The organism is Neorhizobium vignae, from assembly GCF_000732195.1.
Classification (GTDB): Bacteria; Pseudomonadota; Alphaproteobacteria; order Rhizobiales; family Rhizobiaceae; genus Neorhizobium; species Neorhizobium vignae.
Genome location: NZ_JNNU01000034.1, coordinates 15,386 through 37,677, shown reverse-complemented (window position 1 = coordinate 37,677; position 22,292 = coordinate 15,386). Strand labels below are relative to the sequence as shown.

Genomic DNA, 22,292 nt, shown 5'->3' with positions numbered 1-22,292 from the left:
GCCTCAACAAACGGCTTTTGGATGACAATGCTGCCGGGCACTCCGTGAGCCGACCAGAGGTTGGCGCTGTCTCCCGTCATGTAGATGACGGGCATACTCGGCGTTAACTCACGGGCTCGATGTCCAACGTCCCAACCGCTTGGGCCAGTGCCAAGTCGGACGTCTGTCACTACGGCAGATAAGGAGGCGTCGCCCTCAAGTAGGTTAATCGCTTCCTGACCGCTGCTGGCTACGAGGATCGCAAATCCTGCGCCCGATAAGAACTCTTCCACCGCCAGCGAAACCAGCGGGTCGTCTTCGACAAGAAGGAGTAATGGAGCTTCGGATGGTTCGGTCACTGTCAATCCCCGCGATATCGAGTTCTTACCCGTCCGTGAGCAAGGCGGCTAGAACGCGCAACTACCTACGTAGTTCCCGAAGTTGCAACAATAAAAAGATCAGCTGGTGACGAGATGCGACGCTCGCCCAGTACTCGGAAGCACTTCGGACAGTGACTTACTAAGCTTCTAATACCGATTCGCTTTCTGGCGAGCTATCAGATTTTCCAGGGATAGCCGCATAAGTTGCGGCCGGACCAGCCGAAAACTACAGCACCCGAGACTTCCGCCGACCGCGTAGGTTGTAGCAACGTTCTATCATTGCAGGAGTGTAGCTTGCGTTTGGCTGATGGTTCCCACCGTCTGCTTCAGGCGCCGAAGGCGAAATGAGGGGAACCGCGAGTAAGTCCCCTCATTTCCAGCAATCACTGCAGCGGCACTGATGCTTTCAGAGATCCTAATATGCCGGGTTTAAAATTTTGTAGTTGGCAATTGTCAATCAGCGACGTCATACCGTCCCAGGCCGAAGCTTTCTCCGGAGCGGCGAAGAAGGGAAGGTCAGACATTTCTCCAAGAGGGAAATTCGCAACCGGACCGAAACCATGCTGAAGAAAGTTGGTATGGAACGGATAATCGGAACGGTTTTCCATGGCAGGAGTTGGTCGAACTCCTGGAAAACGACGATGCGGTCAGGGCCGGGACCCTTTGCTTCACGACCACGCACCTTGATCGTTCCAGAGGCCGGCTTCAGAAAGCCCGCCACCGCCCTTGAGGATCGAGGATTTGCCGCAGCCGGATGGACCGAGAAGCACAAGCCTTTCACGTGATCGGGAAATCGTGATCCTTGTACAATCACGCGTTGAGCCGCGCTAGCGAGATGTTTCCTCCGAGACCTTCCGCTCCTCGCGCATAGTCCCTGACCTTCACGCTGCCGACGATCGGCTGGATAGGTGAGACCAGGTTGATGACCGGTAAGTCGCGCGCGATGATGACCTGGAAATCCTTGAAGTATTTAGCCCGCTTCTCGACATCCGGCTCCGCTGCTGCAGCCTCGAGCAATTGATCGACCTCCGGGTTTTCATAGTGGCTGGCATTCGAGAAAGGCAGGCCGATCTTGAAGTTCTTGCTCCAGTAGACGCGCTGCACGCCGGCAGTCGGATCGAACGTGTTGGAGAGGGACTCCACCGAGAGATCCCAGGCTCGATCGGTATAGACGACTTTAACATAGGTGCCGAAATCGAACTTCTGGATGTCCGGTTCAATGCCGATTTTTGTCAGTGCCTGAGCGATGAAGTCGGAATAGGTTTGCGGATTGAACGGGTTGGTCGTTACGCGGAGCTTGAAGCGCCTGCTGCCTGCCTTGCGCGGATAACCGGCTTCGTCGAGCAGCTTTTCGGCCAATGCGGTGTCGAACTTTGCAAACGGGATGTCGGGATTGTGGAACTTGGCCAGGCCGGGGCTGATCGGGGTCGGTGATGGAACCGCATAGCCGTAGAGCACGACGTTGATGAGAGCCTTGACGTCGATCGCATGCGCGATGGCCTGGCGGACTTTCAGTTCCTTCAGATACGGGTTTTCGAGATTGATGACGAGCTGGTTCTGCTGGCCGGCATAGGCATAGATCCGATCATCGATCTGAAGCGTCGGAACGGTCTTCAGTCGTTCGAGGTCGGCAAGCGGCACCGGATTGGGGCCGATATCGGCCTCGCCTGTTTCCAGTGCGGCCGATCGCGCGCCTGCATCGTTGACGAGGCGGATGATGACGCGGTCGAGATAGGGACGCGGCGCATCCCAATAGGCTGTGTTCTTTTCCAGCAGGATGTGGCTGCCGGGTAGCCACTCCCTCAAGACGAACGGGCCACTGCCGATGATCTGCTCCGGCTTTGGATTGTCGACCGGTTTGAAGGTCTCGAAAATATGCTTCGGAACAATGGGCGATTCCGAGCCCGCAAGCGCGGTGATCAGGCCCGGCGACGGCTTGGCGAGCTTGATCTTTGCGGTAAGGGGATCTGACGAATCCACGTCGGTCACCTGCGAGAAGATGGCGCGGCCACGCGGATGGGCTTCTTTCAACCGCAGGATCGAGAAGGCGACATCGGCGGATGTGAGCGGCTTGCCGTCATGGAACTTGACGCCCTCCCGCAGGCGGAAAACGTATTCCAGGCCATCCGGAGATATGCTCCATTCCTTTGCCAGGGAAGGCTTGGGCGTGAGGTCGTAGTCGTAGGTCAAGAGGCCGTCGAAGATCTTGGCGCCGATGAATTGCGGACCGCCGGCGCTGGTGTTGATCGCGACGAGCTGCGTCGGCTCCGGAAAATAGACGATCTTCAATGTGCCGCCGGCAACCGGCCCTTCGGCGGCGGCGAACGAGCCTCCGGGCAATGCTACGAAGGCGCCGGCGGCAAGAGCGATCTTGTGGAAGTTGCGTCTGGAAAATGTCATGGAATGATCCTGTGAGAAGCCGAGGGTTGGATATCAGTGGAGACGGGGGAACGAACGGTGTTCGGCCAGTAGCGCCAGGATGCGCTTGGTGTCCTGGACGAAACGCGCATCGCCAGACACAAGCGCGTCCTCCGGCACATCGTCGCCGAGCACCCGAAGCGGGAGGCTCTGGTTTTCTTCCCCTACGGCCGCGATGACAGCCTCACGCGGGCGTGCAAAGTCGACGCGGCGAATGTCGAGCCGGGCGGCCAGATCGGGAAAACCCGCGAGCAGACCCTCGACCTGATTGCAATAGGGGCATACGAAACGCACGCCGGGTCGCTTCGGAACTTCGAAGCGCGGTTCGATCAGAAAAAGCGTATCCTTGGCCATGGTGAGGCTCTCAGCCCAGCCGGGAAACGACCGCGTTCCGGCCGACGTCGGTATAAGTCTCGGGAAAGGTCAGGCCGTATCGCTCACGGACAGTCTTTTCCTCGTAGCTTGTGCGATAGACACCGCGATCCTGCAGGATGGGCACGACCTTTTCGACAAATTCCTCGATATCGTCCGGGGCGCGTGGCGGCTGCAGCGTGTAGCCGTCGACAGTACCGTCGGCCCAAAGGTCGATGATCGCATCCGCCACTTGTTGCGGTGTGCCGAGAACCAGTCGGTGATGTCCTTCCGAACGCCGCACGGCCTGTCTCACCGTCAGTTTCTCGTGGGCGAGCAAGTCGGAAAGACCAAGTCCCATTCCAACCGCCTGCAGTCGGTTCGGATCGGGAATGAAGCGTTCCGCATCCAGAACCGCATCCGGATCGAAGCCGTCCGGATCTATGCCGTTTTCCTTTATGAAGCGAGCGATCAGACCGTCTTCGGAGCCCGCGCCGCTGAAGAGTTCGTGTTTGCGCAACGCCTCTTCGCGTGTGTCGCCGACGATGGCGACGAGGCCTGGAACGATGCGAATACCCGCGGGATCACGTCCGAATGCGATCGCGCGGTCTCTCACCTTCTTGCCGAAGGCTTTCCCTGCCGCGCGCGAAAGGATGTTGCAGTAGATGATCTCGCCATGCCGGGCCGCAAGGTCGATGCCGCCCTCCGAGGCTCCTGCCTGGGCAATGACCGGATGGCCCTGTGGCCCAACGGGTACGTTGAGCGGGCCTCTGACGGTGAAATAGGCGCCCTGGTGGTCGATCGCATGAGCGCTCGTCGCATCCCAGAAACGGTTCTCCGGCACTTCGCCTTCCCGCGCCGGGTCCCAGCTCGCCCAGAGCTTCTTGGCGACGTCGAGGAATTCGGATGCCTTGGCGTAGCGTTCGCTGCGCGGGGGGAGCGGTTCGGAACCGAAATTGGCCGCGACATTCGGATTGAACGAGGAGACGATGTTGATGATCAGCCGGCCCCTCGAAATGATGTCGGTCGATTGGGTACGCCGTGCGAGATTGTAGGGTGAATTGTAGGTCGAGGACATCGTGGCCACGAAGCCGATATCCGGAACCTGGGCAGCAAGCGCCGTACAGAGGATGAGCGGATCGATCGTGTGGAACGGCCGGCTGTTCGGATCGGTCATCATCGCGGGATGATCGGAGAAGAATACCGCGTCAAACAGGCCTTTGTGAGCCAGTTCGGTCAGGCGCCGATAGTAGTCGGGGTCGGTAATGTCGTGGCGGGTCCCGGTCCGGTATTTCCAGGCATTGCCGAGATAACCCGTCGTGTTGATGCCGACATTCAGATTGAGCTTACGCTTGGTGCTGGTCATGTATGGTTGTCCTGGATGAGTGCCGGTCAATAGGCGGCGGTGAAGCGCCGGCGGATGAACTGGCCCTTGTCGAGTTCGTCGAGGATGGCGATGGAGAAATCGGCCTCGGAGATACGGCTTTCGCCGCTGTCGTCACGCAGCAGTCGGTCTTCGCCGAGCCGGAATTTGCCGGTGCGTTCGCCGGCCTTGATCGATAGCGGCGGCGAGACATAGGTCCAGTCGAGATCGTGCTCGCCACGTTTCAGGCTGCGCAGGATTTCCCGGTTGCGTAGCGTGTGGGCCTTGTGTTCGGCCGGATAGAAATCGCTGTCGACCACATCGATGCCGGGGCTGGCTTCGAGGCTGCCGACCCCGCCGACGATGATAAGGCGACGAACGCCCGCCCGCTTGACGCCGGCAAACAAAGCCTCATGTGCCTTGCGGATGAGTTCAGCCGCGTCTTCAGCCGAATAGTGGCGCAGGCCGGGACTGTAGGCGCTGATGACCGCATCGTGGCCGGCGGCGACCTTCGCCACGTCGTCCGGGTTGGCGATATCGGCCTTGAGCGCGGTCAGCCCTTCGGCTGGATCGAGGTCGGACGAACGGGTGACTGCGGTGACGCGGTGGCCGCGCGACAGCGCCTCCTTGCGGATATTGCTGCCGATATTTCCGGAAGCGCCGAAGACGACGATGGACATGGATCGATTTCCTTAAAGCTTATCAGGAGGCGGCGACGGCAGACGCCGGTCGAACGGCGCCGACATTGCGAAGCATGGCGGAGAGGGAGGAGCGCACGGCCTCGTAACCGTGTTCGCGCATGGCATTCTCGTAGTCGCGAATAGCGGTGGTCTGCGATTTGCCGTGGCGTCGGGCGGCAACGATCTGCGGCACGAGAAGACCGGTGTCGTAGAGCGCGGTATTGCCGCCGAGCGCGCGAAAATATGTCATGGCGTGTATCGCATCGCCGAGAAGCGTCACGGGGCCGGTCTGCCAGACAGCTCCGGGCGTCGAACTCTTCACCTTGAGAAACGCGACTGTCGAAGGGTCGGTGTGACGGATCAGTTTCAGGATGCGCTCGTCCCAGTGGGCGATGCGGGCGAGGAGCGCGTTTAGCAAGGCTGCGCCGTCAAGGCGCTCGAGAGCCTCGTCAGGCCCGAGTTCACCAGTGTCGTAGGCGGTGTTCCACCAGGCATAGCTGGTCGTGTTGTTGAAGTGGAAGCCCGGTATGTCCTGGTGACTGGGGTCTTCGATACCGATCAGGCCGTGGCGGGAATAGGCCGTCGGATTGACCCTATGGCTGGTGATCATCAGCGTGCGGCCATCGCGGGGCCGGATGTGCGTGTTGAAGTCGGTCAGCAGAGGCGAGATGCCATGCAGTTCGGCATCCCTGAGGGTGATCTTTCCGGCGAGACGGCGCACGCCGGTATCGATGCTCGTGAGGTCCGGCAGTAGTTGACGCCGCACCGCCGAGCCCGCACCGTCGGCACCGACGAGCAGGTTGGCGTGTACCGCCGATCCGTCGGCGAAGTAGGCGATGACCGTATTGTCCGGCTGCAATTCGTAACGTTCGAAGCGCTTGCCGGTGTGGAAGATACCGTCGAGACCGGAAAGCAGGATCTGGCGCAGCGTGATGCGGCTGACGGATTTTTCGATATGGGTGTCTTCCGGCTCGCCGCTGCTGCGCGGAGTATCCTCCAGGCGCTCGAATTCTTCGCTGAGTGCAAGGTTTTCCGTCGGCGCAAGGCCGAGCGTATCGAGAAAGGTCTCGAAAAGGTGCGGCGGCAGATTGGCCTGGAGCGCATCGATGCCGCGTTGGCGAATGCGCATGCGAAAACCCTGAACATAATCGGCGCGAACCGGATCGCGTTCGAAAACAGCCGTATCGATGCCGTTTTTCTTGAGGCCCTGAGCGAGTGTAAGACCGCCCGGTCCGCCGCCGATGATGGCGATATCTACGAAGGGAATGCTCATGGTTGAAGACTCGAATTCATGTCCGTGGTCCTATCCGGCCAAAGCCGCTTCGGCGGCGAGACGATCCAGGATGAAGTTTTCGACGCTGCGCGGCGGGCGGCCGAGAAGCGAGGCGACGGCATCCGTCGTCACCGCCGCGCGTCCTGCGGCGATCAGAGTTGCGAACTGCGCGACGGCGCGGTGCTCGAAATCGGTGTCAAGGGAGACGGCAGGCGGTCGCTTCTCGATTGCTGCGACCCGCCGGCCGAGCGCCGTTGCAATCAGATCGGCGATCTGCCTCGGCGTCTTCACGGCCTGACCGGTGAGGTTAAGCGCCCCGCCGGCGATCTTTTCGGCGAGCAGAAGATGGACGGCGACGTCCGCAATGTCGCGGGCATCTATATAACCGATACCGGCATCGAGATTTGCGGCTGTGACCGGGTTGCCGGCAAGCACCTGGGCAATCGTGTGAGCGAGCGACACCTGCATCCAGGCATTCGGGCGCAAGGATATGGATTCGACCGGCAAGCGGCGGAGGTACTGTTCGACGGCGGCATGCGCATCGCCCGAAATGGAACTTCCGGGCGGGTCGATCGTCCAGTCGGAACCGGAGATCTTTATGATGCGCCGGACGCCAGCACTCTCGGCGGCGTTGGCGACCCCGATTTGATCCGCCGCGAGCCGCTGGCTGATGGGCGAGAGAAGCAGTAACGTGCCGATGCCGCGGAGGGCGGCATTGAGCGAGATGCGGTCAGCGAATTCGCCGGCAGCAATCTGGACGGTGGTGCCGAACAGGCCGTGAGCCGCCTCCGGCCGGCGGGTGAGGATGCGGACCTGCCTTTTCTGTTCAACCAGCCGGGCTACGATGAGCTGGCCGAGCCTGCCGGTCGCACCGGTGACGAGGATCGGGCTCATGCGGCGGCCCGTCGGCCTGCGGCTTCGAGCGGCCTGCCATCAATCCAGGCGGAAACATTGAAGTCCGCCGGAATGAAGCCCCATTCGAGCAGGAAGTTCTTGAAGTGATCGAAGGCAGCGATCTGGTTTGCTTCAAGCGACAGCGTCAGGTGCTTGTGTACATCGAGACCGTTTGCTGCCCAGATCGCGTCTTCGCCGACACCGATCTCGTTGGCGATGAAACGAACCGCGTTACCGGGATTGGCCAAGGCCCAGGCCGACACTGCCCCGATGGTCTCCACCAGATCCGTGACCAGATCGAAATGCTCGTCGAGAAAACGCGCATCGACGGTCAACGGTCGCGGCGTGCCGTTGTTGATGCGGATCTTCGCATCCGGGTGGAACCCGAATTCCGAGACGACCGTGGCGCCGATCTGGTTGGCAAGCACAATACCCTCGGCCCCCTTGACGAAGAAGGCATCGATCTCGCCACGGGCGAGCGCCAGAAGCTCATCGCCGTACGGGTAGCGCCGTTTCAAGCCGAGGAAGGCGGCGTTGCCGCGCTCGATCAGATTGGCCTCGGAACTGTCGAGATAGACGAGTTCGACGTCTTCATGCGTCAGGCCTTCAAGCGAGAGGGCCGATACGATGCCCTTCAGCGCCGTGGCGCGCTGGAAATCGACGATCGCCTCGTTCGGCTTCCTCGGCACCCCGAGCCGGCGGCCCTTCAGGTCAACACCTGATCTGATGCCGGAGGCGGGAAGCGCGATGATCGCCTGGAATTCGTCGGTTGTGGTAATACCGACGACGCGGGTTTCGCGCCCGCCGGAGCGCGCCCAGATCGGCGGGATATTGCCGCCCTGGCGAAAGGAATAATCAAGCGCATGGGTGAAATGGCTCTGGCGAACGGCGGGATCCTTGCTGTCGCGGATCGAGCGGACGATCACGCCGGACGACTGGAATTGCCGGTCTATCCAGCCCAGTTGGTGGGCGATCGACAGCGGCGTCGGCGCCGGGCAGCGCGTGTACCAGACGGAATCGAGGGACATGGCGGGCTCCTTGGCTTAACCGCTGACGACAGCGAGACGGGGTTGTGGGTGAGTACGGACAGGCACCGGTTCAAGCGCGGCCACCGGCGCCGCGGCATGTCGGCCAAGCGCGGCTTTCGCGAGCATGGTGCGGATCAGGTTGTTCTGCGGCGCATGCGCCTTGCCGGACAAGGCATCGCGATGATGCCGCTCCAGCGGATTGTCGCGACTGATGCCGGGATTGCCGCCGAGTTCCAGCGCGAGCGTCGTCGCAGCAATCGCGTTTTCCATGACCGTATGCTTGACCGCCGCCGCATCCGGACCGAAGGGTCGGCCGACGTCGAAATCCTCGGCAATCGAGCGCAGCAGCCGTCGATTGGCCGTCAGCCAGACTTCGATCTGGCCGATACCGTCCTGAATTCGCGGCACGGTCGAAAGCGGCGCGCCAAGACTTGCCGGTGCGCGGGTGGTGGTGAATTCGATCAGCCAGTCGCGGGCGCCGCGGGCAGCACCATCATAGATCGCCGGGACAAGGCTGAAATACCAGGCGCCCAGGCGCTCGTCACGCTTGATGCCTTCGCTGGCCGGTGCGATGTCAAGCACATCCTCCAGCGGGATCGCCACATCGTCAAGAATCAGGTCGTCGCTGTTGGTTGCCCGCATGCCCGTGGCGTTCCAGGTCTTTTCGACCCGGATGCCATCGGCGCTGGTCGGCACCAGAAACGAGCCGAGGCGGGGCTCCGGCTCGTCGGTGATCGCAAGCACCGAAACCCATCGCAGCAGCGGAATGCCGGTCGCATAGGTCTTGTGGCCGGTGATCCGCCATTCGTTGCCGACCCTGCGAGCGATGGTTTCAGGCGGGGTACCGTGCGACGGCGAGCCGACGCGCGGCTCCACCTGCGCGGCATTGATGAGCGCCACACCTTCCCGATTGGCCTTGGTAACCCGCTCGACCAGGTGTTTCGGCCATTTGCCGGAAGCACGGATCGAGTAATGCTGGTTATAGTGCATGGAGAGCACCAGCGCGGTGGATGGCTCGCCGCGGGCGATGGCGGAAACGACCGCCAGCGCTTCGGTCAAGCCGCCGCCGAGACCGCCATGCTCGACCGCTGTCACGAGGCCAAGCAGGCCCGCTTCGTGCAGCGCGTCGAAATTGGCGAACGGAAATTCCCCCGTCTGGTCGTAGTGCCCGGCGGTGAGCGCGAAACGTTTTCCGAGTTGCTCGGCTTTGGTGATCACCGGCGCGAAGTCGATCGAAGCGGTCATGAAGCTCTCCGATCAGGCGACGGCGCGGGTTTCAAGCAGCGCCCAGGGGCGATGATCAACCCAATCGTCGATATCGAAATTGGAGGCGAGGAAACCCCATTCGTGGAGGAAATCCTTGTAGTGGCCGATTGCCTCCACGAGTTCCGGCTCGAGCCCGATGCCGAGATGTTTGTGGAGATCCGGGCCGTTGGCAGAAGCCACGACCTCTTCGGAAGCCCCCACCTCGCGGGCGACGAAACGGCGCACCTCGTCCGGATGACCCTCCGCCCAGGCGCTGGCGCGCTTCAGCGTTTCGATCAGCTTCGCCACGAGATCCGGCCGATCTTCGGCGAACCGCTCGTCGACGGTGAGGATCCTCGGTGAGCCGGAGTTGATGCGGATTTTCGGATCGGGGTGAAAGCCGAATTCGGCGACCGTATGGGTCGCGAAAAGGTTGGCGACGCTGACGCCGGGCGTGCCCTTCACATAGATCGCATCCACCTCGCCGCGCAGCAGCGCGGCGATTTCCGGTCCGTAGGCCTGCCGGTTGCGCAGGCCGTAAAGCTGCGGGCCTTCGCGATTGTCGAGCACCGAGTCGGGCAGCGCGATATCGACGATCTCCACATCCTGATGGGTGAGACCTTCCAGCGAAAGCGCAGAGACGAGGCCCTTTAGCGCGGTGGCAGCCATGAAATCGACGATGCCGGGCGGGCGGCGGGCGATGCCGAAACGGCGGCCGACCAAGTCCTTCGTCGTTTTGATGCCGGAGCCGGGCAGGGTGATGATCGCCTGGAACTCATCGGTCCAGGTAATGCCGACAAGGCGTGTCGGATTGCCTTCCGAGCGCGCCCGGATCGGCGGGACATTGCCGCCGTGGCGGAAGGAGTAGTCGAGGTGATGGTTGAAATGGCTGGACCGGATGTTGCGATCCTTGCTGTCGATGATCGAGTTGAGGGTGATTCCCTCGCGGGCAAACGTTTCGTCCAGCAGGCCGAGCTGGGTCGCCAGACCCACCGGCGTCGGCACGGGGCAGCGCGTGTACCAGATCTGAGAAATCGCGTTCCGAATAGTCATGGAATCCTCCTGTGCCTTGTCCTGCATCCTGGCCTTTCGGAAGCCTTTTTCTCCGCATCGCAGTCAAAGAGGGCGTTCTTGCCTCTCCCGCGTGAAATTCGGGAATTATTTGCTTATAAGGGCCATTATTGAGTAATTTTGAAAACCTGATTTCCGCAAACGACAAATATCAGGTTTTATTTTGCGTATTCAGATTTGACAAAGCCTATAGAATTAGTCAACTATCAAAATCAACGGAGGCCGAGATTGGTGCTTCCGGAAGTTTTGGCCGCATCCGGTGGTCACCCTGATATGAAGAGGCGGAGCGACATGCCGGCGCTGCTGAGAATTGGACGAACACTGCGACGCACCCTGCTGCAGGCCATCCCGACCATCCTCGGGATCGTCATCCTGAACTTCTTCCTGCTGCAGCTTGCGCCCGGCGATGCCGCCGATGTCATGGCCGGCGAGGCCGGTTCGGCGACGGCGGAAAGCATGGCGGCGTTGCGCTCGCGCTTCGGCCTCGACAATCCCGTCCTCGTGCAGCTCGGGCACTATCTCAACAATCTCGCGCATTTCAGCCTCGGGTTCTCGCCCCGCTACGGCATGCCGGTTGCCGATCTGATCGCCCAGCGTCTGCCGGGGACGCTGACCTTGATGGCGACCGCGCTGGTCATCGCCATCCTTCTGGGTGTTGTCCTGGGTTCGTTGATGGCGACGTTCGCCGGCCGTATTCCGGACCGTCTGCTGTCGATCTTCTCGCTGCTTTTCTATTCGATCCCGAGCTTCTGGATCGGCCTGATGCTGATCGTCTTCTTCTCCGTGAAGCTCGGCTGGCTGCCGAGTGGCGGTGCCGGCACGATCGGTTCGCGGCTGACCGGGCTGCCGGCGATCCTCGACAAGGCGCGCTACATGGTGCTGCCGGCGACGTCGCTCGCGCTGTTCTACGTGGCGATCTACGCTCGATTGACGCGTGCGTCGATGCTGGAGGTCAAGAACCAGGATTTCGTCCGCACTGCCTATGCCAAGGGGCTGACGCCTTTCGGCGTGACTGCACGGCATATCCTGCGCAACGCGCTGATTCCGATCACCACGATGGCCGGCATGCATATCGGCGGCATGCTGGGCGGCGCCGTGGTCGTCGAGACCGTCTATAGCTGGCCGGGGCTCGGGCGGCTTGCCTTCGAGGCGGTGATGGGCCGCGACTTCACCGTGCTGCTCGGCATCCTGCTTCTATCCTCGCTTCTCGTCATCATCGCCAATGCCGCCGTGGATATCATTCACGCCTGGCTCGACCCCCGTATTGGAGCCCGCTGATGTCCACGACCGATATCGGAAACTTTAACAGCCTTGCTGCCGGACGACAGGCCGCCGCGGAGCACGAGGTGCCGGCACCGAGTGCCGCGACCGACGGCCCGGCATGGTCCAACATGAAGGCGCCGGACGCCCGCTCGCAACAGAGCGCGGCAGTCGTGATCACCAACGGTCGGCGCGCGCTGAAGGTTTTCCTGTCCAATCCGAATGCGTTGTTCGGGACGGCATTCCTCTGTTTCGTGATCATTGTGGCGTTGATTGCGCCCATTCTCTATCCCGACGATCCCTTGTCGATGGTGGGGCGGCCGTTCCTCTGGCCGGGCCAGAATTCGGCCTTTCCGCTCGGCACGGATTCGCTCGGCCGTGACGTGCTCGCGGGTATTCTGCACGGTTCGCGCATCTCGCTTTTCGTCGGCCTGATGGCGACGGCGCTGGGGCTGACATTCGGCGTGCTGGTAGGTTCGACGGCCGGTTACTTCGGCGGCTGGATCGACGATGTCCTGGTCCGGCTGATCGAAATCTTCCAGACGTTGCCGAGCTTCGTGCTGCTCGTCGTGCTGGTGGCGATCGCCCAGCCTTCGGCTACCACGGTGACGCTCGCAATCGCCATCATCTCCTGGCCGACGGTGGCCAGGCTGACCCGCGCCGAGTTCCGCGCCATCCGCGAGAAGGATTACGTCGTTGCGGCCCGCAGCCTTGGTTACGGCCATGCCCGGATCATCTTCCGGGAAATCCTGCCGAACGCGCTGCCGCCGATCATCGTCACGTCTTCCGTCATGGTGGCGACGGCAATCCTGATGGAATCCGCGCTCTCGTTCATGGGGCTCGGAGATCCGAATGTCGTGAGCTGGGGTTCGATGATCGGCACTGGTCGCGAACTGGTCCGCACCGCCTGGTACCTGACCGCACTGCCGGGACTTGCCATCGTTTTCACCGTTCTGGCGCTGAACCTCATCGGCGATGGCCTGAACGACGCCCTCAATCCCCGTTTCTCGCAGGATCGATAGACCATGGCCGCGCTGCTTCAAGTCGATAACCTGACCATCCGCTTTCCACGCGCAGAACCCGTCCGCAATCTCTCCTTCGAAATCAACCAGGGCGAGACATTGGCGATCGTCGGCGAATCCGGTTCCGGCAAGTCACTGACCGCGCTGGCGTTGATGCAGCTTTTGCCGCGCGCCGCACAAATCCCCAATGGCCGTATAGCTTTCGGCGAGCAGGACCTCACCAAGCTCAATGCACGGGGGATGCGGCAATTGCGCGGGCGGGATATCGCCATGATCTTCCAGGAGCCGATGACCAGTCTCAATCCGGTCATGACCATCGGCCGCCAGATCGCCGAAGTGCTGAAGGTCCATGAAAAGCTTTCGAGCAAAGCCGCGCGCGAACGGGCGATCGAGCTTCTGAAGCTCGTTCGCATTCCCGCACCGGAAAAACGGGTGGACGATTATCCGCACCAGCTTTCCGGCGGCATGCGCCAGCGCGTCATGATCGCGATCGCCGTTGCCTGCAAACCGAAACTGCTGATCGCCGACGAGCCGACCACGGCGCTCGACGTGACCATCCAGGCGCAGGTGCTCGACCTGCTCGACACGCTGCGGCGGGAGCTGCAGATGGCGGTCGTGCTGATCACCCACGATCTCGGCGTCGTGGCGCAGTGGGCCGACAAGGTTGTCGTCATGTATGCCGGCCGCAAGGTCGAGCAGGCATTGCCGGACGATCTCTTCAACGATCCGCTGCATCCTTATACGCGCGGCCTGCTGGCCGCATCGCCACGCCTGAAACACGATTTCCACTACCGTGACGGCGCGCTGACCGAAATCCCGGGTTCGATCGTCTCGGCCGTCGGCGAGACGGGCTGTCCCTTCCGGCCACGCTGCAATCAGGCGCGCGCGAGCTGCGGTCATCATGTGCCTCAACTCATCGTCCCGGCCGCAGATCGGCTGGTTGCCTGCCCCTTCACGACATCTTCCAAGGCCGTGCCCCATGCCGCTGCTCTCAGTCACTGATCTCAAGACCCATTACAAGAGCCGCGACGGCTTGTTGCGCGCGGTCGATGGTATCGATCTCGTCGTCGAGCGCGGCGAGACGGTCGGGCTTGTGGGCGAGAGCGGCTGCGGCAAGTCGACGCTCGGCAAGACGGTGCTGCGGCTGGTCGACCCCACGGCGGGCCGGATCGAATTCAAGGGCGAGGATATCACCGTGCTCGACCAGCGAAGCCTTCGCGGCGTTCGCAAGTCGATTCAGATGATTTTCCAGGACCCGTTCGCATCGCTCAATCCGCGCCAGACGATCGGCGAAATCCTCGAGGCTCCGCTCGTCGTTCACAAGCTCGGTGACCGTGCTGAACGGCGACAGATCATCGCCGATATCGTCGCCAAGGTCGGGTTGCCGCCGGAATCCGTCAGCCGGTACCCCCACGAATTTTCGGGCGGACAGCGCCAGCGTATCGGCATCGCCCGGGCGCTGCTCCTCAATCCTGAACTGATCGTCTGCGACGAACCGGTCTCGGCGCTCGACCTTTCCATACAGGCGCAAATCCTCAATCTGCTCGTCGAGATGAAGAAGGAATTCGGCCTTTCCTATCTCTTCATCAGCCACGACCTTTCGGTGGTGCGCTATTTCGCTGACCGGGTTATGGTCATGTATCTCGGGCGGATCGTCGAGAGTGCCGACAATGCGACGCTCTGGTCCGATCCGCGGCATCCCTATACGCGGGCGCTGATGGAGGCGGTGCCCGATCCGGCACGGCCGCGTCAGGCGGCCCCTCTCGGCGGTGATCTGCCGAGCCCCAGCGACGTTCCATCCGGCTGCGGGTTTCACACCCGCTGCCCGCTCGCGACCGACCAGTGTCGCGCCGAAGAACCCGAATTCCGCGCCATCGCACCCGGCCATCAGGTCGCTTGCCATTTCTCAGATCACATCAACTGAAAGGGAGTTTCATATGGTTGAGTATCGTTATCTGGGGCGCAGTGCCCTGAAAGTGTCGCCGTTGACGCTGGGAGCCATGATGTTCGGCAATCAGACACCGGACGACGTGGCTTTCCGCATCATCGACAAGGCGCACGAACAGGGTATCAATTTCATCGATACCGCCGACGTCTATCACGACGGCAAGTCGGAACAGGTAGTCGGCCGCGGCATCAAGAAGAATCGCGACAGCTGGGTGGTGGCGACCAAGTTCGTCAACTCCCACACCAAGGGACCGAACCTCGGCGGCTATTCCCGCAAATGGGTCTACCAGACGGTCGAGAATTCGCTGCGAAACCTCAATACCGATTATATCGACATCCTCTACTTCCACCGTGCCGTCTTCGATGCTCCTATCGACGAAGCGGTTCGGGCGATCGCCGATCTTATCAAGGCCGGCAAGCTGCGCTATTTCGGCGTTTCGAACTTCCGTGGCTGGCGCATCGCCGAGGTTGCGCATCTTGCCGATCAGCTTGGCATTGACCGCCCGATTGCCAGCCAGCCGCTCTATAATATCGTGAACCGCACGGCAGAGGCGGAGCAGCTCCCGGCCGCAGCGGCCTACGGACTCGGCGTCGTGTCCTACAGCCCGCTGGCCCGCGGCGTACTCACCGGCAAGTACAATGTCGGCGAGACACCGGCCGCCGATACCCGTGCAGGCCGGGGCGACAAGCGCATGCACGATGTCGAGTTCCGCGAGGAATCGATCGCCATCGCCAAGCAGATTGCCGCGCATGCGCAGGCCAAGGGCATTTCGCCCGCCGACTTTGCGCTGGCCTGGGTGCTGAACAACAAGCTCATCACCTCAGCCATTGCAGGTCCGCGCACCGAAGAGCATTGGGATGGCTATATCCGGGCACTCAACGTGAAGCTCGATGCAGAAGACGAAGCGCTTGTCGACCAGCTGGTCGCAACCGGCCATCCGTCGACGCCGGGCTTTACCGATCCGGGTCACCCGGTTGAAGGCCGCGTGCCGCGCTCGGTCGCAGCATCCGGTGAAGTCATTCCGCTCGCTCGTCCGCAACGGGTCGCCTGATCGATTTTAGCCCGGCCGCGAAGCCCGGCATCCGACCAAAAGAAGAAGCCCTGGATTTTTGGTCCGGGGCTTTTTTCATGGCATGACGGTTTATTCCGCGGCCTGGGCCTGCACGTCCCGCAGGCCGAGCAACCGCCTCGCATTGCCGCCGGCGACCAGCCGGGCTTCAGCCTCCGAAAGGCCGGCTTCGGCAAGGCTCGCGGCGAGGCTTGTCTTGTCGAGGGCGGCGAGGATCGGCCAGTCGGTGCCGGCCAGAACGCGCTCGGCGCCAAAGAAACCGGTCAGCGTCCGAATGATCGCAGGGTCATGGCCCATCGTATCGAAATAGATGTTCGGCCGCCTGCCGGCGGCTCTTTCCTCACGACCATAGATCCCGCCTCGCGCGGCCTGAACGATGCCGCCGAGACCGAGCGTGGCAAAGGTCAGATGAAGGTCCGGCAGGTCATCGAGCAGTGCCGACTGGATGACCGACAGGAAGGCGACGCCGTTCATCAACCCGCGGCCGAGTGAATTACCGAGCATGCCGGCGCCCGCGATCAGGACCTGTGAGTTCGGATGGGCCACGGGATGGACGAAAACGGGTACCCTGTAACGTGCGGCGACTTCCAGCGTCGGACGAACGGATGGATCGGCAAGGAATTTGCCGTCGCGTGCGGAATCGATCACCAGGCCGGATAGACCGAGTTCGCCGATTGCCCGTTCGGCCTCGCGCGCTCCGATCTCGCCGCTGAAGGGGTCTGCCACGGCAAAGCCGATCAATGACGGATCGTAGCGGGAAAGGGTGGCAAGCCAGTCATTGGCTTCGCGCACGGCGGCAGGATCGACAGGCCCTTCGGCACCAAACAGGCTTTCGATCGTCGCCGTGACGACAGCGAGAGAAACGCCTGCAGCTTCGAACTCATCCACGAGCGCCTGCGGTGTGGTGATCTTGCGATAGATTTCCGGTGCAAAACCGCTGGCGGGCTTGGCATACTTGCCGCCCGGTCCCCAGGCCGGCGGCCAGAGATGCGTGTGAATATCGACGATATCGAGCGGCGCGATCATTCTGCGGCTACCTTTCTGGCTTCGCGTTCGGCAATTTTCGCCTTGACCAGCGGCACGACGTCCCGTCCGTAGGTGACGGTGTCCTCGGTCGGGTAGAAGCCGCGCACGAGGAAGTTCGAGACGCCGGCGTCGTAATAGTCGAGGATAGCTTCGGCCACCTGTTCCGGGGTGCCGACCAGGGCGGTGGAATTGCCTCCGGCGCCGCTTGCTTCGGCCACTTCCGTCCACAGCCGCTTGTCGAGCACCTTGCCGCGTTTGGCGGCGTCACGCAGGCGCACCGAACCGACATTCGACGGCAGCTTTTCACCATTGCCGCCGGCCACGCGCGCCACCTGTGATTTCACCTTCAGAAGGATATCGGCGGCCTTTTCCCAGGCCGCATCCTCGGTCTCGGCAACTACGGTGCGGAAGGCGAGCGTGAAACGGATGTCATGCGCCGAGCGTCCATTGGCAACCGCTGCGGCGCGCACCTTGGCGATCGTTTCGCGGGTGCCATCCAGCGGTTCGCCCCAGAGCGCATAGATATCCGCATGCTTGCCGGCGACCGCTATCGCCGCGTCGGACGAACCGCCGAAGGAGATCGGGATGCGCGGCTTCTGGAATGGCTTCACCTGACTGAAGGCGCCTTTGAATTTGTAGAAGCGGCCCTCGTGATCGAAGGGCTGGTCGCTCTCCCAAACTTTCCTGAGTACGGTCAGGTATTCGTCGGTACGGGCATAGCGGGTATCGTGATCCTCAAAATCTCCGTCGCGCGCCTGGTCCGCATCCGAACCGCCAGTGATGATATGCACCCAGACGCGCCCCTCGGAAAACTGGTCGAGCGTGGCGAGCTGACGCGCGCCGAGCGTCGGTGCCATCAGGCCGGGGCGATGCGCAACGAGCGCGCCGATGCGCTCCGTCTGGCTGAAAACATAGGATGCGATCTGGTTGTTGTCCGGCCATTGGGCGAACTGGCCGATCAGCAGCCGGTCTATGCCGGCCGCTTCGGCAGCCTGGACGTGCCGGCGGATATAGGCCTTGTCGATGACCGGCCCGGTGGCGGGCACGATATCGGACCCTTCGCGGTTGGACGTGTGGCCGATGAATTCGGGTTGCATCAATAAGCTCCTGAAAGCGATCAAAATTGGTGTCCAGGCGGCGGCATTCACATCGCAGCTGACTCTCTTTAGTCTATTTCGTTGATAGAGTTTGTCGATTGCGTTTTGTCGACCAATCTTGGGATGGATTTCCGCCGAACGAGCAATTTGTGGGAATTCGTTCGTGAGGATGATGTCAGGTGCCAGCAGTTACGAAATCCCATTCCAGGGGATAAATTTGCGGCACTGCCCACCTTTCGCCAGGCTCACGCGAAAAATTCTCCGAAGATCCGGAAAAATCGATCGCATTTTTCAAGCAGACCCATAAGTTTGGAAATCGAGTATCTCGATAAAGTTAGTAGATTTTTATATTGTTAAGGCAATCACCCGCGATCGGGTGCCGGACGAAAACCAAGCCGTTCTGTTTCGCCGAACGGCTGCTTTTGGGGGGATATCTCATGACGATCAACGCTCGGGCACTCAGGCCGACCCGCCGCGCCTTCCTGCTTTCCACTGTCGCAGTGGCGGCCGCTGCCGCCTTACCGCATGTGTCCCGGGCACAGGACGAGACACCGCGCGGCGGCAGCGTTTCGATCAATATCGGCACAGAGCCGCCGGTTCTGGTGCTGATCGCCCACAGCGCCGGTGCCGCCTATTATATCAGCGGCAAGGCGACCGAGAGCCTTTTGACCTATGACCGCAATTTCAACCCGCAGCCGCTTCTGGCAACGGAATGGAAAGTCAGCAACGATGGCCTGCGCTACTGGTTCAAGCTGCGTCAGGGCGTGAAATGGCATGACGGCAAGGACTTCACGGCTGAAGACGTGGCCTTCTCCATTCTCGCGCTGAAGGAAAACCATCCGCGCGGCCGGGCCACATTCGCTTATGTCCAGAAGGCCAACGTGCTCAACTCGCACGAAGTCGAGCTTCTGCTGTCCAAGCCTGCGCCTTATCTTCTGAGTGCCTTCGCAAGCTTCGAGGCGCCGATCGTGCCGAAGCATCTCTATGAAGGCACGAAGATCGCAGAGAACCCGCATAATGTCGCGCCGGTGGGTACCGGACCATACAAGTTCGTCGAATGGGTTCGCGGCAGCCATGCGATCTTCGAGCGAAATGAAAATTATTGGGGTTCGCCGAAGCCTTATCTCGATCAGATCATCTTCCGCTTCATTATCGACCCGGCCGCTGCGGTGGCAGCGATCGAGACCGGCGAGGTACAGGTCTCCGTGGCCAACCTGCCGCTGACGGATATCGACCGCCTGAAGGCCAATCCGAACCTCGTCGTCGACACCACGCCGGCCGCCTATTCGCCGAGCATCGCGCGCGCCGAGTTCAACCTCGAGAACAAATATCTTGCCGACATCAAGGTGCGTCACGCGATTGCCCATGCGGTGGACAAGGATTTCATCGTCAACGCCGTCTATCTCGGTTACGCGACCCGGCTCGATGGCCCAGTGAGCCCGGATCTGGCAAAGTTCTACAACCCCGACCTGCCGAAATACGAGTTCAACCCGGCAAAGGCGAACCAGCTTCTGGATGAAGCCGGTTACAAGCGCGGCACTGACGGGTTCCGCTTCAAGCTCTTCATCGATCCGACCCAGCCATCTGGTCCTCCCAAGCAGACGGCTGAATATTTCGCTCAGGCGCTTGGCAAGGTCGGCATCAAGGTCGAGCTTCGCAGCCAGGACTTCGCGACCTTCGTGAAGCGGATCTTCACCGATCGCGATTTCGACATCGCCATCGAAGGCATGAGCAACCTTTACGATCCGACGGTCGGTGTCCAGCGGCTCTACTGGTCGAAGAATTTCAAGCCGGGGGTGCCCTTCACCAACGGCTCGAAATACTTCAATCCCGAGGTTGACCGCCTGCTTGAGACGGCCGCCGTCGAGGTCGATCCGAAGAAGCGGCTGCAACTCTTCCACGATTTCCAGAAACTCGTCGTGCAGGATCTTCCGACGCTCGATATCGTCACTCCTTCGGTGATCACGGTCTACGACAAGCGGGTGAAGAACCTCAAGATCGGTGTCGAAGACCTATGGAGTAACGGTGCCGATATCTATTTCGAGGGGTGAGCGATCATCAAGGCGGCCGGGCTTCGTACCGGCCACTGTCGTTTTTGCATTGACGGAGACAGTCGCTTGAGCATCGCCAAACTGCAGACCAACCGAGGTCCGACACGCGAGGACCTCCTTGCCCGCATCCCTGGTTTTACGGCGGAAATCACCAAGGGCGCCGCACAGCGGGATCTCGATCGCGAATTGCCTTTCGAAGCCTTTCGGCTGTTTCGCGAACTGGGTCTCGGCACCTTGCGCATCCCGGTGGCACTCGGCGGACCGGGCGGTTCGGTGGCCGATTATATTGAAATGATAGCGGCAATCGGTGCAGCGGATTCCAACGTGGCGCACGCTCTGCGTTCGCATTTCAACTATGTCGAGAACGTCATTCTAAGCGAACCGCGGGAGCGGGATGCCGGTGCAGTCGAGCTGATTCTCGCCGGAAAACTGTTCGGCGGCGCCCATACGGAGCAGGGCACCGCCCGGCCGGGGCAGGTGATGACGACGATCGTGCGCCACGGCGAGACTTATCTACTCAACGGCCGCAAATGGTATGCCACCGGCACAGCTTTTGCAGATTTTGCGTCGTTCAGCGCTTTGGATGAAGAGGGGCAGACGGTCGGTATTCTGCTGCCCGTCGATCGCAAAGGCATCAAGATTCTCGACGACTGGGACGGCATGGGCCAGCGCCTGACGGCGAGCGGTGGTGTTCTTCTGGAAAATGTCGAGGTATTCCCGCATGAGTTCGCGACGCGGGGCCTCGACAATCTTGTCGGCCGGCATTGTTCGACGCTGCGTCAATTGCATCTGGCGGCAAGTGCGGCTGGAGCGGTTCGCAACGTGCTGACCGACGGGCTTGCCTATGTGCGCCGGCAGGCGCGTTCGGCGGCACATAGCATGGCGGAAACGGCAAACCAGGATCCGTTCGTGCAGCAGGTGATCGGTGAGATCGCCGCCAACTCCTTCGCGATCGATACGGCTGTCGGCGCCGCCGCCGTGGCTCTCGATCGGACCGTGGCGGCCTTCGGCAAAGGCGACGAAGCAGCGATCGAGGAAGCTCTGGTTGCAAGCGCGCTGGCAACGGCACGCGCGCAGCTCGTGCTCGGCCAGCTCGGCCCCCGCAGCGCCGAACGCATGTTCGAGCTCGGCGGCGGCTCGGCGACCTCCCGCAACAACAATTTCGACCGTCACTGGCGCAATATCCGCACCGTCCTCAACCACAACCCGTTGCTACATAAGTCAAGGGTGGTCGGCGATTATCTCCTCAACGGAACGACGACACATCTCAGGGAAGGACGGGTGTTTTGATGTCTATTTCTGCCCGATTTCGATAAGTCCTGGAGGTCTGCATGTTCCCGACCCTGATATTGCCAGGTCTCAACGGATCGCCGCAAGGACACTGGCAGCGTCATTGGGCAAGAGAGCGTTCCGATGCGTTGATTGTCGAGCAGGAGGATTGGAACTGTCCAGTGATCGAAGACTGGCAGGCGGAACTGGACAGGGCGCTCTCGGAGGTGGAAGGCGCCTATCTGGTTGCGCACAGCCTCGGGTGCCTCCTGGCTGCAAGCTATGCCGAGCGCAGCATTGCCGGCAAGATCCGCGGTGCATTGCTCGTCGCGCCATGCTCGCTGGAAGTGACGCTGCGGCTTCACCCTTGCATGATCGAGTTCGGCGAGCAGCAGTTGGTTCGCCTCCCGTTTCCGAGCATTGTGGTTGGAAGCCTTAACGATCCTTATATGAGCGTTCCCGACCTGGAGCGACACGTCCGCGCCTGGGGCAGCGAGTTGACGACTATCGGTTTTGCCGGGCATATCAATGTGGCAAGCGGCTTTGGGCGCTGGGATGAGGGCTACATCCTTTTTGATCGACTGGTCCGAAGCGGGAGAAATGTCAAACCGGTTCAGATGCTTCGCGGTTCTGCCAACTCCGTTGGGCGCGCGGCCACACGCCAAAGGGTATAAGCGAACGGTGAAGTCGGTTATGATGTGATCGGCCGCCATGTCCCTGGTCGGGGGGACCAGATCCCGTGGCGGAGGCGTGACATCAGCGGAAACTCCCGTGCCCGGCCAACCATTGAACTTCCACCCTCACATGGCCGCAAGTGAAGGTAACAGCTGATTGGCAATCGTAGGAGAGATTGTCAAACGTTTCCATA

Annotated in this window: 21 protein-coding genes and 1 pseudogene; 8 read left to right on the top strand and 14 right to left on the bottom strand. The window is 61.3% G+C overall.

From position 1 onward, the window contains the following. The 12 genes and pseudogenes from GQ59_RS31535 to GQ59_RS29035 form a co-directional block, all read right to left on the bottom strand. A partial coding sequence (locus GQ59_RS31535; RefSeq protein WP_084683336.1) for a response regulator occupies window positions 1-338 on the bottom strand: 338 nt, incomplete at its 3' end. Between the two features lie 404 nt (window positions 339-742). Then, window positions 743-967 carry a hypothetical protein gene (locus GQ59_RS32190; protein ID WP_152564494.1) on the bottom strand — a complete coding sequence of 75 codons (225 nt, stop codon included), beginning with the start codon at window positions 965-967 and terminating at the stop codon, window positions 743-745. Beyond that, window positions 955-1,138: pseudogene (locus GQ59_RS33225) on the bottom strand (ATP-binding cassette domain-containing protein); the annotation flags it as partial. The pseudogene GQ59_RS33225 and the gene GQ59_RS32190, both read right to left, overlap by 13 nt. 31 nt (window positions 1,139-1,169) lie before the next feature. Continuing rightward, window positions 1,170-2,759 carry an ABC transporter substrate-binding protein gene (locus GQ59_RS29075; protein WP_037088146.1) on the bottom strand — a complete coding sequence of 530 codons (1,590 nt, stop codon included), beginning with the start codon at window positions 2,757-2,759 and terminating at the stop codon, window positions 1,170-1,172. Window positions 2,760-2,792: 33 nt separating this feature from the next. After that, the gene (locus GQ59_RS29070; protein WP_037088145.1) at window positions 2,793-3,131 is read right to left on the bottom strand and encodes a DUF3088 domain-containing protein; all 339 of its coding nucleotides are present in this window, start codon (window positions 3,129-3,131) and stop codon (window positions 2,793-2,795) included. Between the two features lie 10 nt (window positions 3,132-3,141). Next, entirely contained in the window at window positions 3,142-4,494 is a 1,353-nt protein-coding gene (locus GQ59_RS29065) for an NtaA/DmoA family FMN-dependent monooxygenase (protein ID WP_051904263.1), read from the bottom strand. Between the two features lie 26 nt (window positions 4,495-4,520). Next, entirely contained in the window at window positions 4,521-5,171 is a 651-nt protein-coding gene (locus GQ59_RS29060; protein ID WP_037088144.1) for an NAD(P)-dependent oxidoreductase, read from the bottom strand. Between the two features lie 22 nt (window positions 5,172-5,193). Then, window positions 5,194-6,444 carry an FAD-dependent oxidoreductase gene (locus GQ59_RS29055; protein ID WP_037088143.1) on the bottom strand — a complete coding sequence of 417 codons (1,251 nt, stop codon included), beginning with the start codon at window positions 6,442-6,444 and terminating at the stop codon, window positions 5,194-5,196. Between the two features lie 30 nt (window positions 6,445-6,474). Next, the gene (locus GQ59_RS29050) at window positions 6,475-7,338 is read right to left on the bottom strand and encodes an NmrA family NAD(P)-binding protein (RefSeq protein WP_037088142.1); all 864 of its coding nucleotides are present in this window, start codon (window positions 7,336-7,338) and stop codon (window positions 6,475-6,477) included. Next, on the bottom strand, window positions 7,335-8,366 hold the full coding sequence (locus GQ59_RS29045; RefSeq protein WP_037088141.1) for an ABC transporter substrate-binding protein: 1,032 nt from the start codon (window positions 8,364-8,366) through the stop codon (window positions 7,335-7,337). Before GQ59_RS29045 ends, GQ59_RS29050 begins: the two co-directional genes overlap by 4 nt. Window positions 8,367-8,381: 15 nt before the next feature. Next, complete coding sequence (locus GQ59_RS29040) at window positions 8,382-9,611, bottom strand: acyl-CoA dehydrogenase family protein (protein WP_037088140.1); 1,230 nt, start codon at window positions 9,609-9,611, stop codon at window positions 8,382-8,384. A 12-nt stretch (window positions 9,612-9,623) separates the two neighbouring features. Then, window positions 9,624-10,664 (bottom strand): ABC transporter substrate-binding protein, encoded by a 1,041-nt coding sequence (locus GQ59_RS29035; protein WP_037088151.1) that lies wholly within the window; start codon window positions 10,662-10,664, stop codon window positions 9,624-9,626. Between the two features lie 309 nt (window positions 10,665-10,973). Between GQ59_RS29035 and GQ59_RS29030 the strand changes: the two genes are divergently transcribed. From GQ59_RS29030 to GQ59_RS29010, 5 genes are read left to right on the top strand one after another with little or no spacing between them, the layout of a single operon-like run. Beyond that, the gene (locus tag GQ59_RS29030) at window positions 10,974-11,960 is read left to right on the top strand and encodes an ABC transporter permease (protein WP_037088150.1); all 987 of its coding nucleotides are present in this window, start codon (window positions 10,974-10,976) and stop codon (window positions 11,958-11,960) included. Continuing rightward, the gene (locus GQ59_RS29025) at window positions 11,960-12,964 is read left to right on the top strand and encodes an ABC transporter permease (RefSeq protein WP_037088139.1); all 1,005 of its coding nucleotides are present in this window, start codon (window positions 11,960-11,962) and stop codon (window positions 12,962-12,964) included. The genes GQ59_RS29030 and GQ59_RS29025 overlap by 1 nt, the downstream gene beginning before the upstream one ends. Window positions 12,965-12,967: 3 nt before the next feature. Beyond that, a complete protein-coding gene (locus GQ59_RS29020) occupies window positions 12,968-13,966 on the top strand; it encodes an ABC transporter ATP-binding protein (protein WP_037088138.1) in 999 nt (332 codons plus the stop codon). After that, the gene (locus tag GQ59_RS29015; RefSeq protein ID WP_037088137.1) at window positions 13,944-14,888 is read left to right on the top strand and encodes an ABC transporter ATP-binding protein; all 945 of its coding nucleotides are present in this window, start codon (window positions 13,944-13,946) and stop codon (window positions 14,886-14,888) included. Before GQ59_RS29020 ends, GQ59_RS29015 begins: the two co-directional genes overlap by 23 nt. Before the next feature lie 13 nt (window positions 14,889-14,901). Continuing rightward, entirely contained in the window at window positions 14,902-15,963 is a 1,062-nt protein-coding gene (locus GQ59_RS29010; RefSeq protein WP_037088136.1) for an aldo/keto reductase, read from the top strand. Window positions 15,964-16,053: 90 nt separating this feature from the next. Here the strand turns inward: GQ59_RS29010 and GQ59_RS29005 are convergent, their stop codons facing one another. Continuing rightward, window positions 16,054-17,007 carry an amidohydrolase family protein gene (locus GQ59_RS29005; RefSeq protein WP_037088135.1) on the bottom strand — a complete coding sequence of 318 codons (954 nt, stop codon included), beginning with the start codon at window positions 17,005-17,007 and terminating at the stop codon, window positions 16,054-16,056. Next, window positions 17,004-18,104, bottom strand: coding sequence for an LLM class flavin-dependent oxidoreductase (locus GQ59_RS29000; protein ID WP_037088134.1), 1,101 nt, complete (start codon window positions 18,102-18,104; stop codon window positions 17,004-17,006). The genes GQ59_RS29005 and GQ59_RS29000 overlap by 4 nt, the downstream gene beginning before the upstream one ends. A gap of 437 nt (window positions 18,105-18,541) precedes the next feature. On the opposite strand from GQ59_RS29000, the gene GQ59_RS28995 reads away from it, so the two are divergent. From GQ59_RS28995 to GQ59_RS28985, 3 genes are all read left to right on the top strand, one after another. Beyond that, on the top strand, window positions 18,542-20,155 hold the full coding sequence (locus GQ59_RS28995) for an ABC transporter substrate-binding protein (protein WP_037088133.1): 1,614 nt from the start codon (window positions 18,542-18,544) through the stop codon (window positions 20,153-20,155). 66 nt (window positions 20,156-20,221) lie between these two features. Then, entirely contained in the window at window positions 20,222-21,445 is a 1,224-nt protein-coding gene (locus GQ59_RS28990) for an acyl-CoA dehydrogenase family protein (protein WP_037088132.1), read from the top strand. Window positions 21,446-21,486: 41 nt separating this feature from the next. After that, window positions 21,487-22,098 (top strand): RBBP9/YdeN family alpha/beta hydrolase, encoded by a 612-nt coding sequence (locus tag GQ59_RS28985; protein WP_037088130.1) that lies wholly within the window; start codon window positions 21,487-21,489, stop codon window positions 22,096-22,098. Window positions 22,099-22,292 lie beyond the last annotated feature (194 nt).

Excerpts from the sequence above, each read along its gene's own strand:
- GQ59_RS32190 (WP_152564494.1), bottom strand. The coding sequence starts at position 967 with ATGGAAAACCGTTCCGATTATCCGTTCCATACCAACTTTCTTCAGCAT.
- GQ59_RS29075 (WP_037088146.1), bottom strand. The coding sequence starts at position 2,759 with ATGACATTTTCCAGACGCAACTTCCACAAGATCGCTCTTGCCGCCGGC.
- GQ59_RS29070 (WP_037088145.1), bottom strand. The coding sequence starts at position 3,131 with ATGGCCAAGGATACGCTTTTTCTGATCGAACCGCGCTTCGAAGTTCCG.
- GQ59_RS29065 (WP_051904263.1), bottom strand. The coding sequence starts at position 4,494 with ATGACCAGCACCAAGCGTAAGCTCAATCTGAATGTCGGCATCAACACG.
- GQ59_RS29060 (WP_037088144.1), bottom strand. The coding sequence starts at position 5,171 with ATGTCCATCGTCGTCTTCGGCGCTTCCGGAAATATCGGCAGCAATATC.
- GQ59_RS29055 (WP_037088143.1), bottom strand. The coding sequence starts at position 6,444 with ATGAGCATTCCCTTCGTAGATATCGCCATCATCGGCGGCGGACCGGGC.
- GQ59_RS29050 (WP_037088142.1), bottom strand. The coding sequence starts at position 7,338 with ATGAGCCCGATCCTCGTCACCGGTGCGACCGGCAGGCTCGGCCAGCTC.
- GQ59_RS29045 (WP_037088141.1), bottom strand. The coding sequence starts at position 8,366 with ATGTCCCTCGATTCCGTCTGGTACACGCGCTGCCCGGCGCCGACGCCG.
- GQ59_RS29040 (WP_037088140.1), bottom strand. The coding sequence starts at position 9,611 with ATGACCGCTTCGATCGACTTCGCGCCGGTGATCACCAAAGCCGAGCAA.
- GQ59_RS29035 (WP_037088151.1), bottom strand. The coding sequence starts at position 10,664 with ATGACTATTCGGAACGCGATTTCTCAGATCTGGTACACGCGCTGCCCC.
- GQ59_RS29030 (WP_037088150.1), top strand. The coding sequence starts at position 10,974 with ATGCCGGCGCTGCTGAGAATTGGACGAACACTGCGACGCACCCTGCTG.
- GQ59_RS29025 (WP_037088139.1), top strand. The coding sequence starts at position 11,960 with ATGTCCACGACCGATATCGGAAACTTTAACAGCCTTGCTGCCGGACGA.
- GQ59_RS29020 (WP_037088138.1), top strand. The coding sequence starts at position 12,968 with ATGGCCGCGCTGCTTCAAGTCGATAACCTGACCATCCGCTTTCCACGC.
- GQ59_RS29015 (WP_037088137.1), top strand. The coding sequence starts at position 13,944 with ATGCCGCTGCTCTCAGTCACTGATCTCAAGACCCATTACAAGAGCCGC.
- GQ59_RS29010 (WP_037088136.1), top strand. The coding sequence starts at position 14,902 with ATGGTTGAGTATCGTTATCTGGGGCGCAGTGCCCTGAAAGTGTCGCCG.
- GQ59_RS29005 (WP_037088135.1), bottom strand. The coding sequence starts at position 17,007 with ATGATCGCGCCGCTCGATATCGTCGATATTCACACGCATCTCTGGCCG.
- GQ59_RS29000 (WP_037088134.1), bottom strand. The coding sequence starts at position 18,104 with ATGCAACCCGAATTCATCGGCCACACGTCCAACCGCGAAGGGTCCGAT.
- GQ59_RS28995 (WP_037088133.1), top strand. The coding sequence starts at position 18,542 with ATGACGATCAACGCTCGGGCACTCAGGCCGACCCGCCGCGCCTTCCTG.
- GQ59_RS28985 (WP_037088130.1), top strand. The coding sequence starts at position 21,487 with ATGTTCCCGACCCTGATATTGCCAGGTCTCAACGGATCGCCGCAAGGA.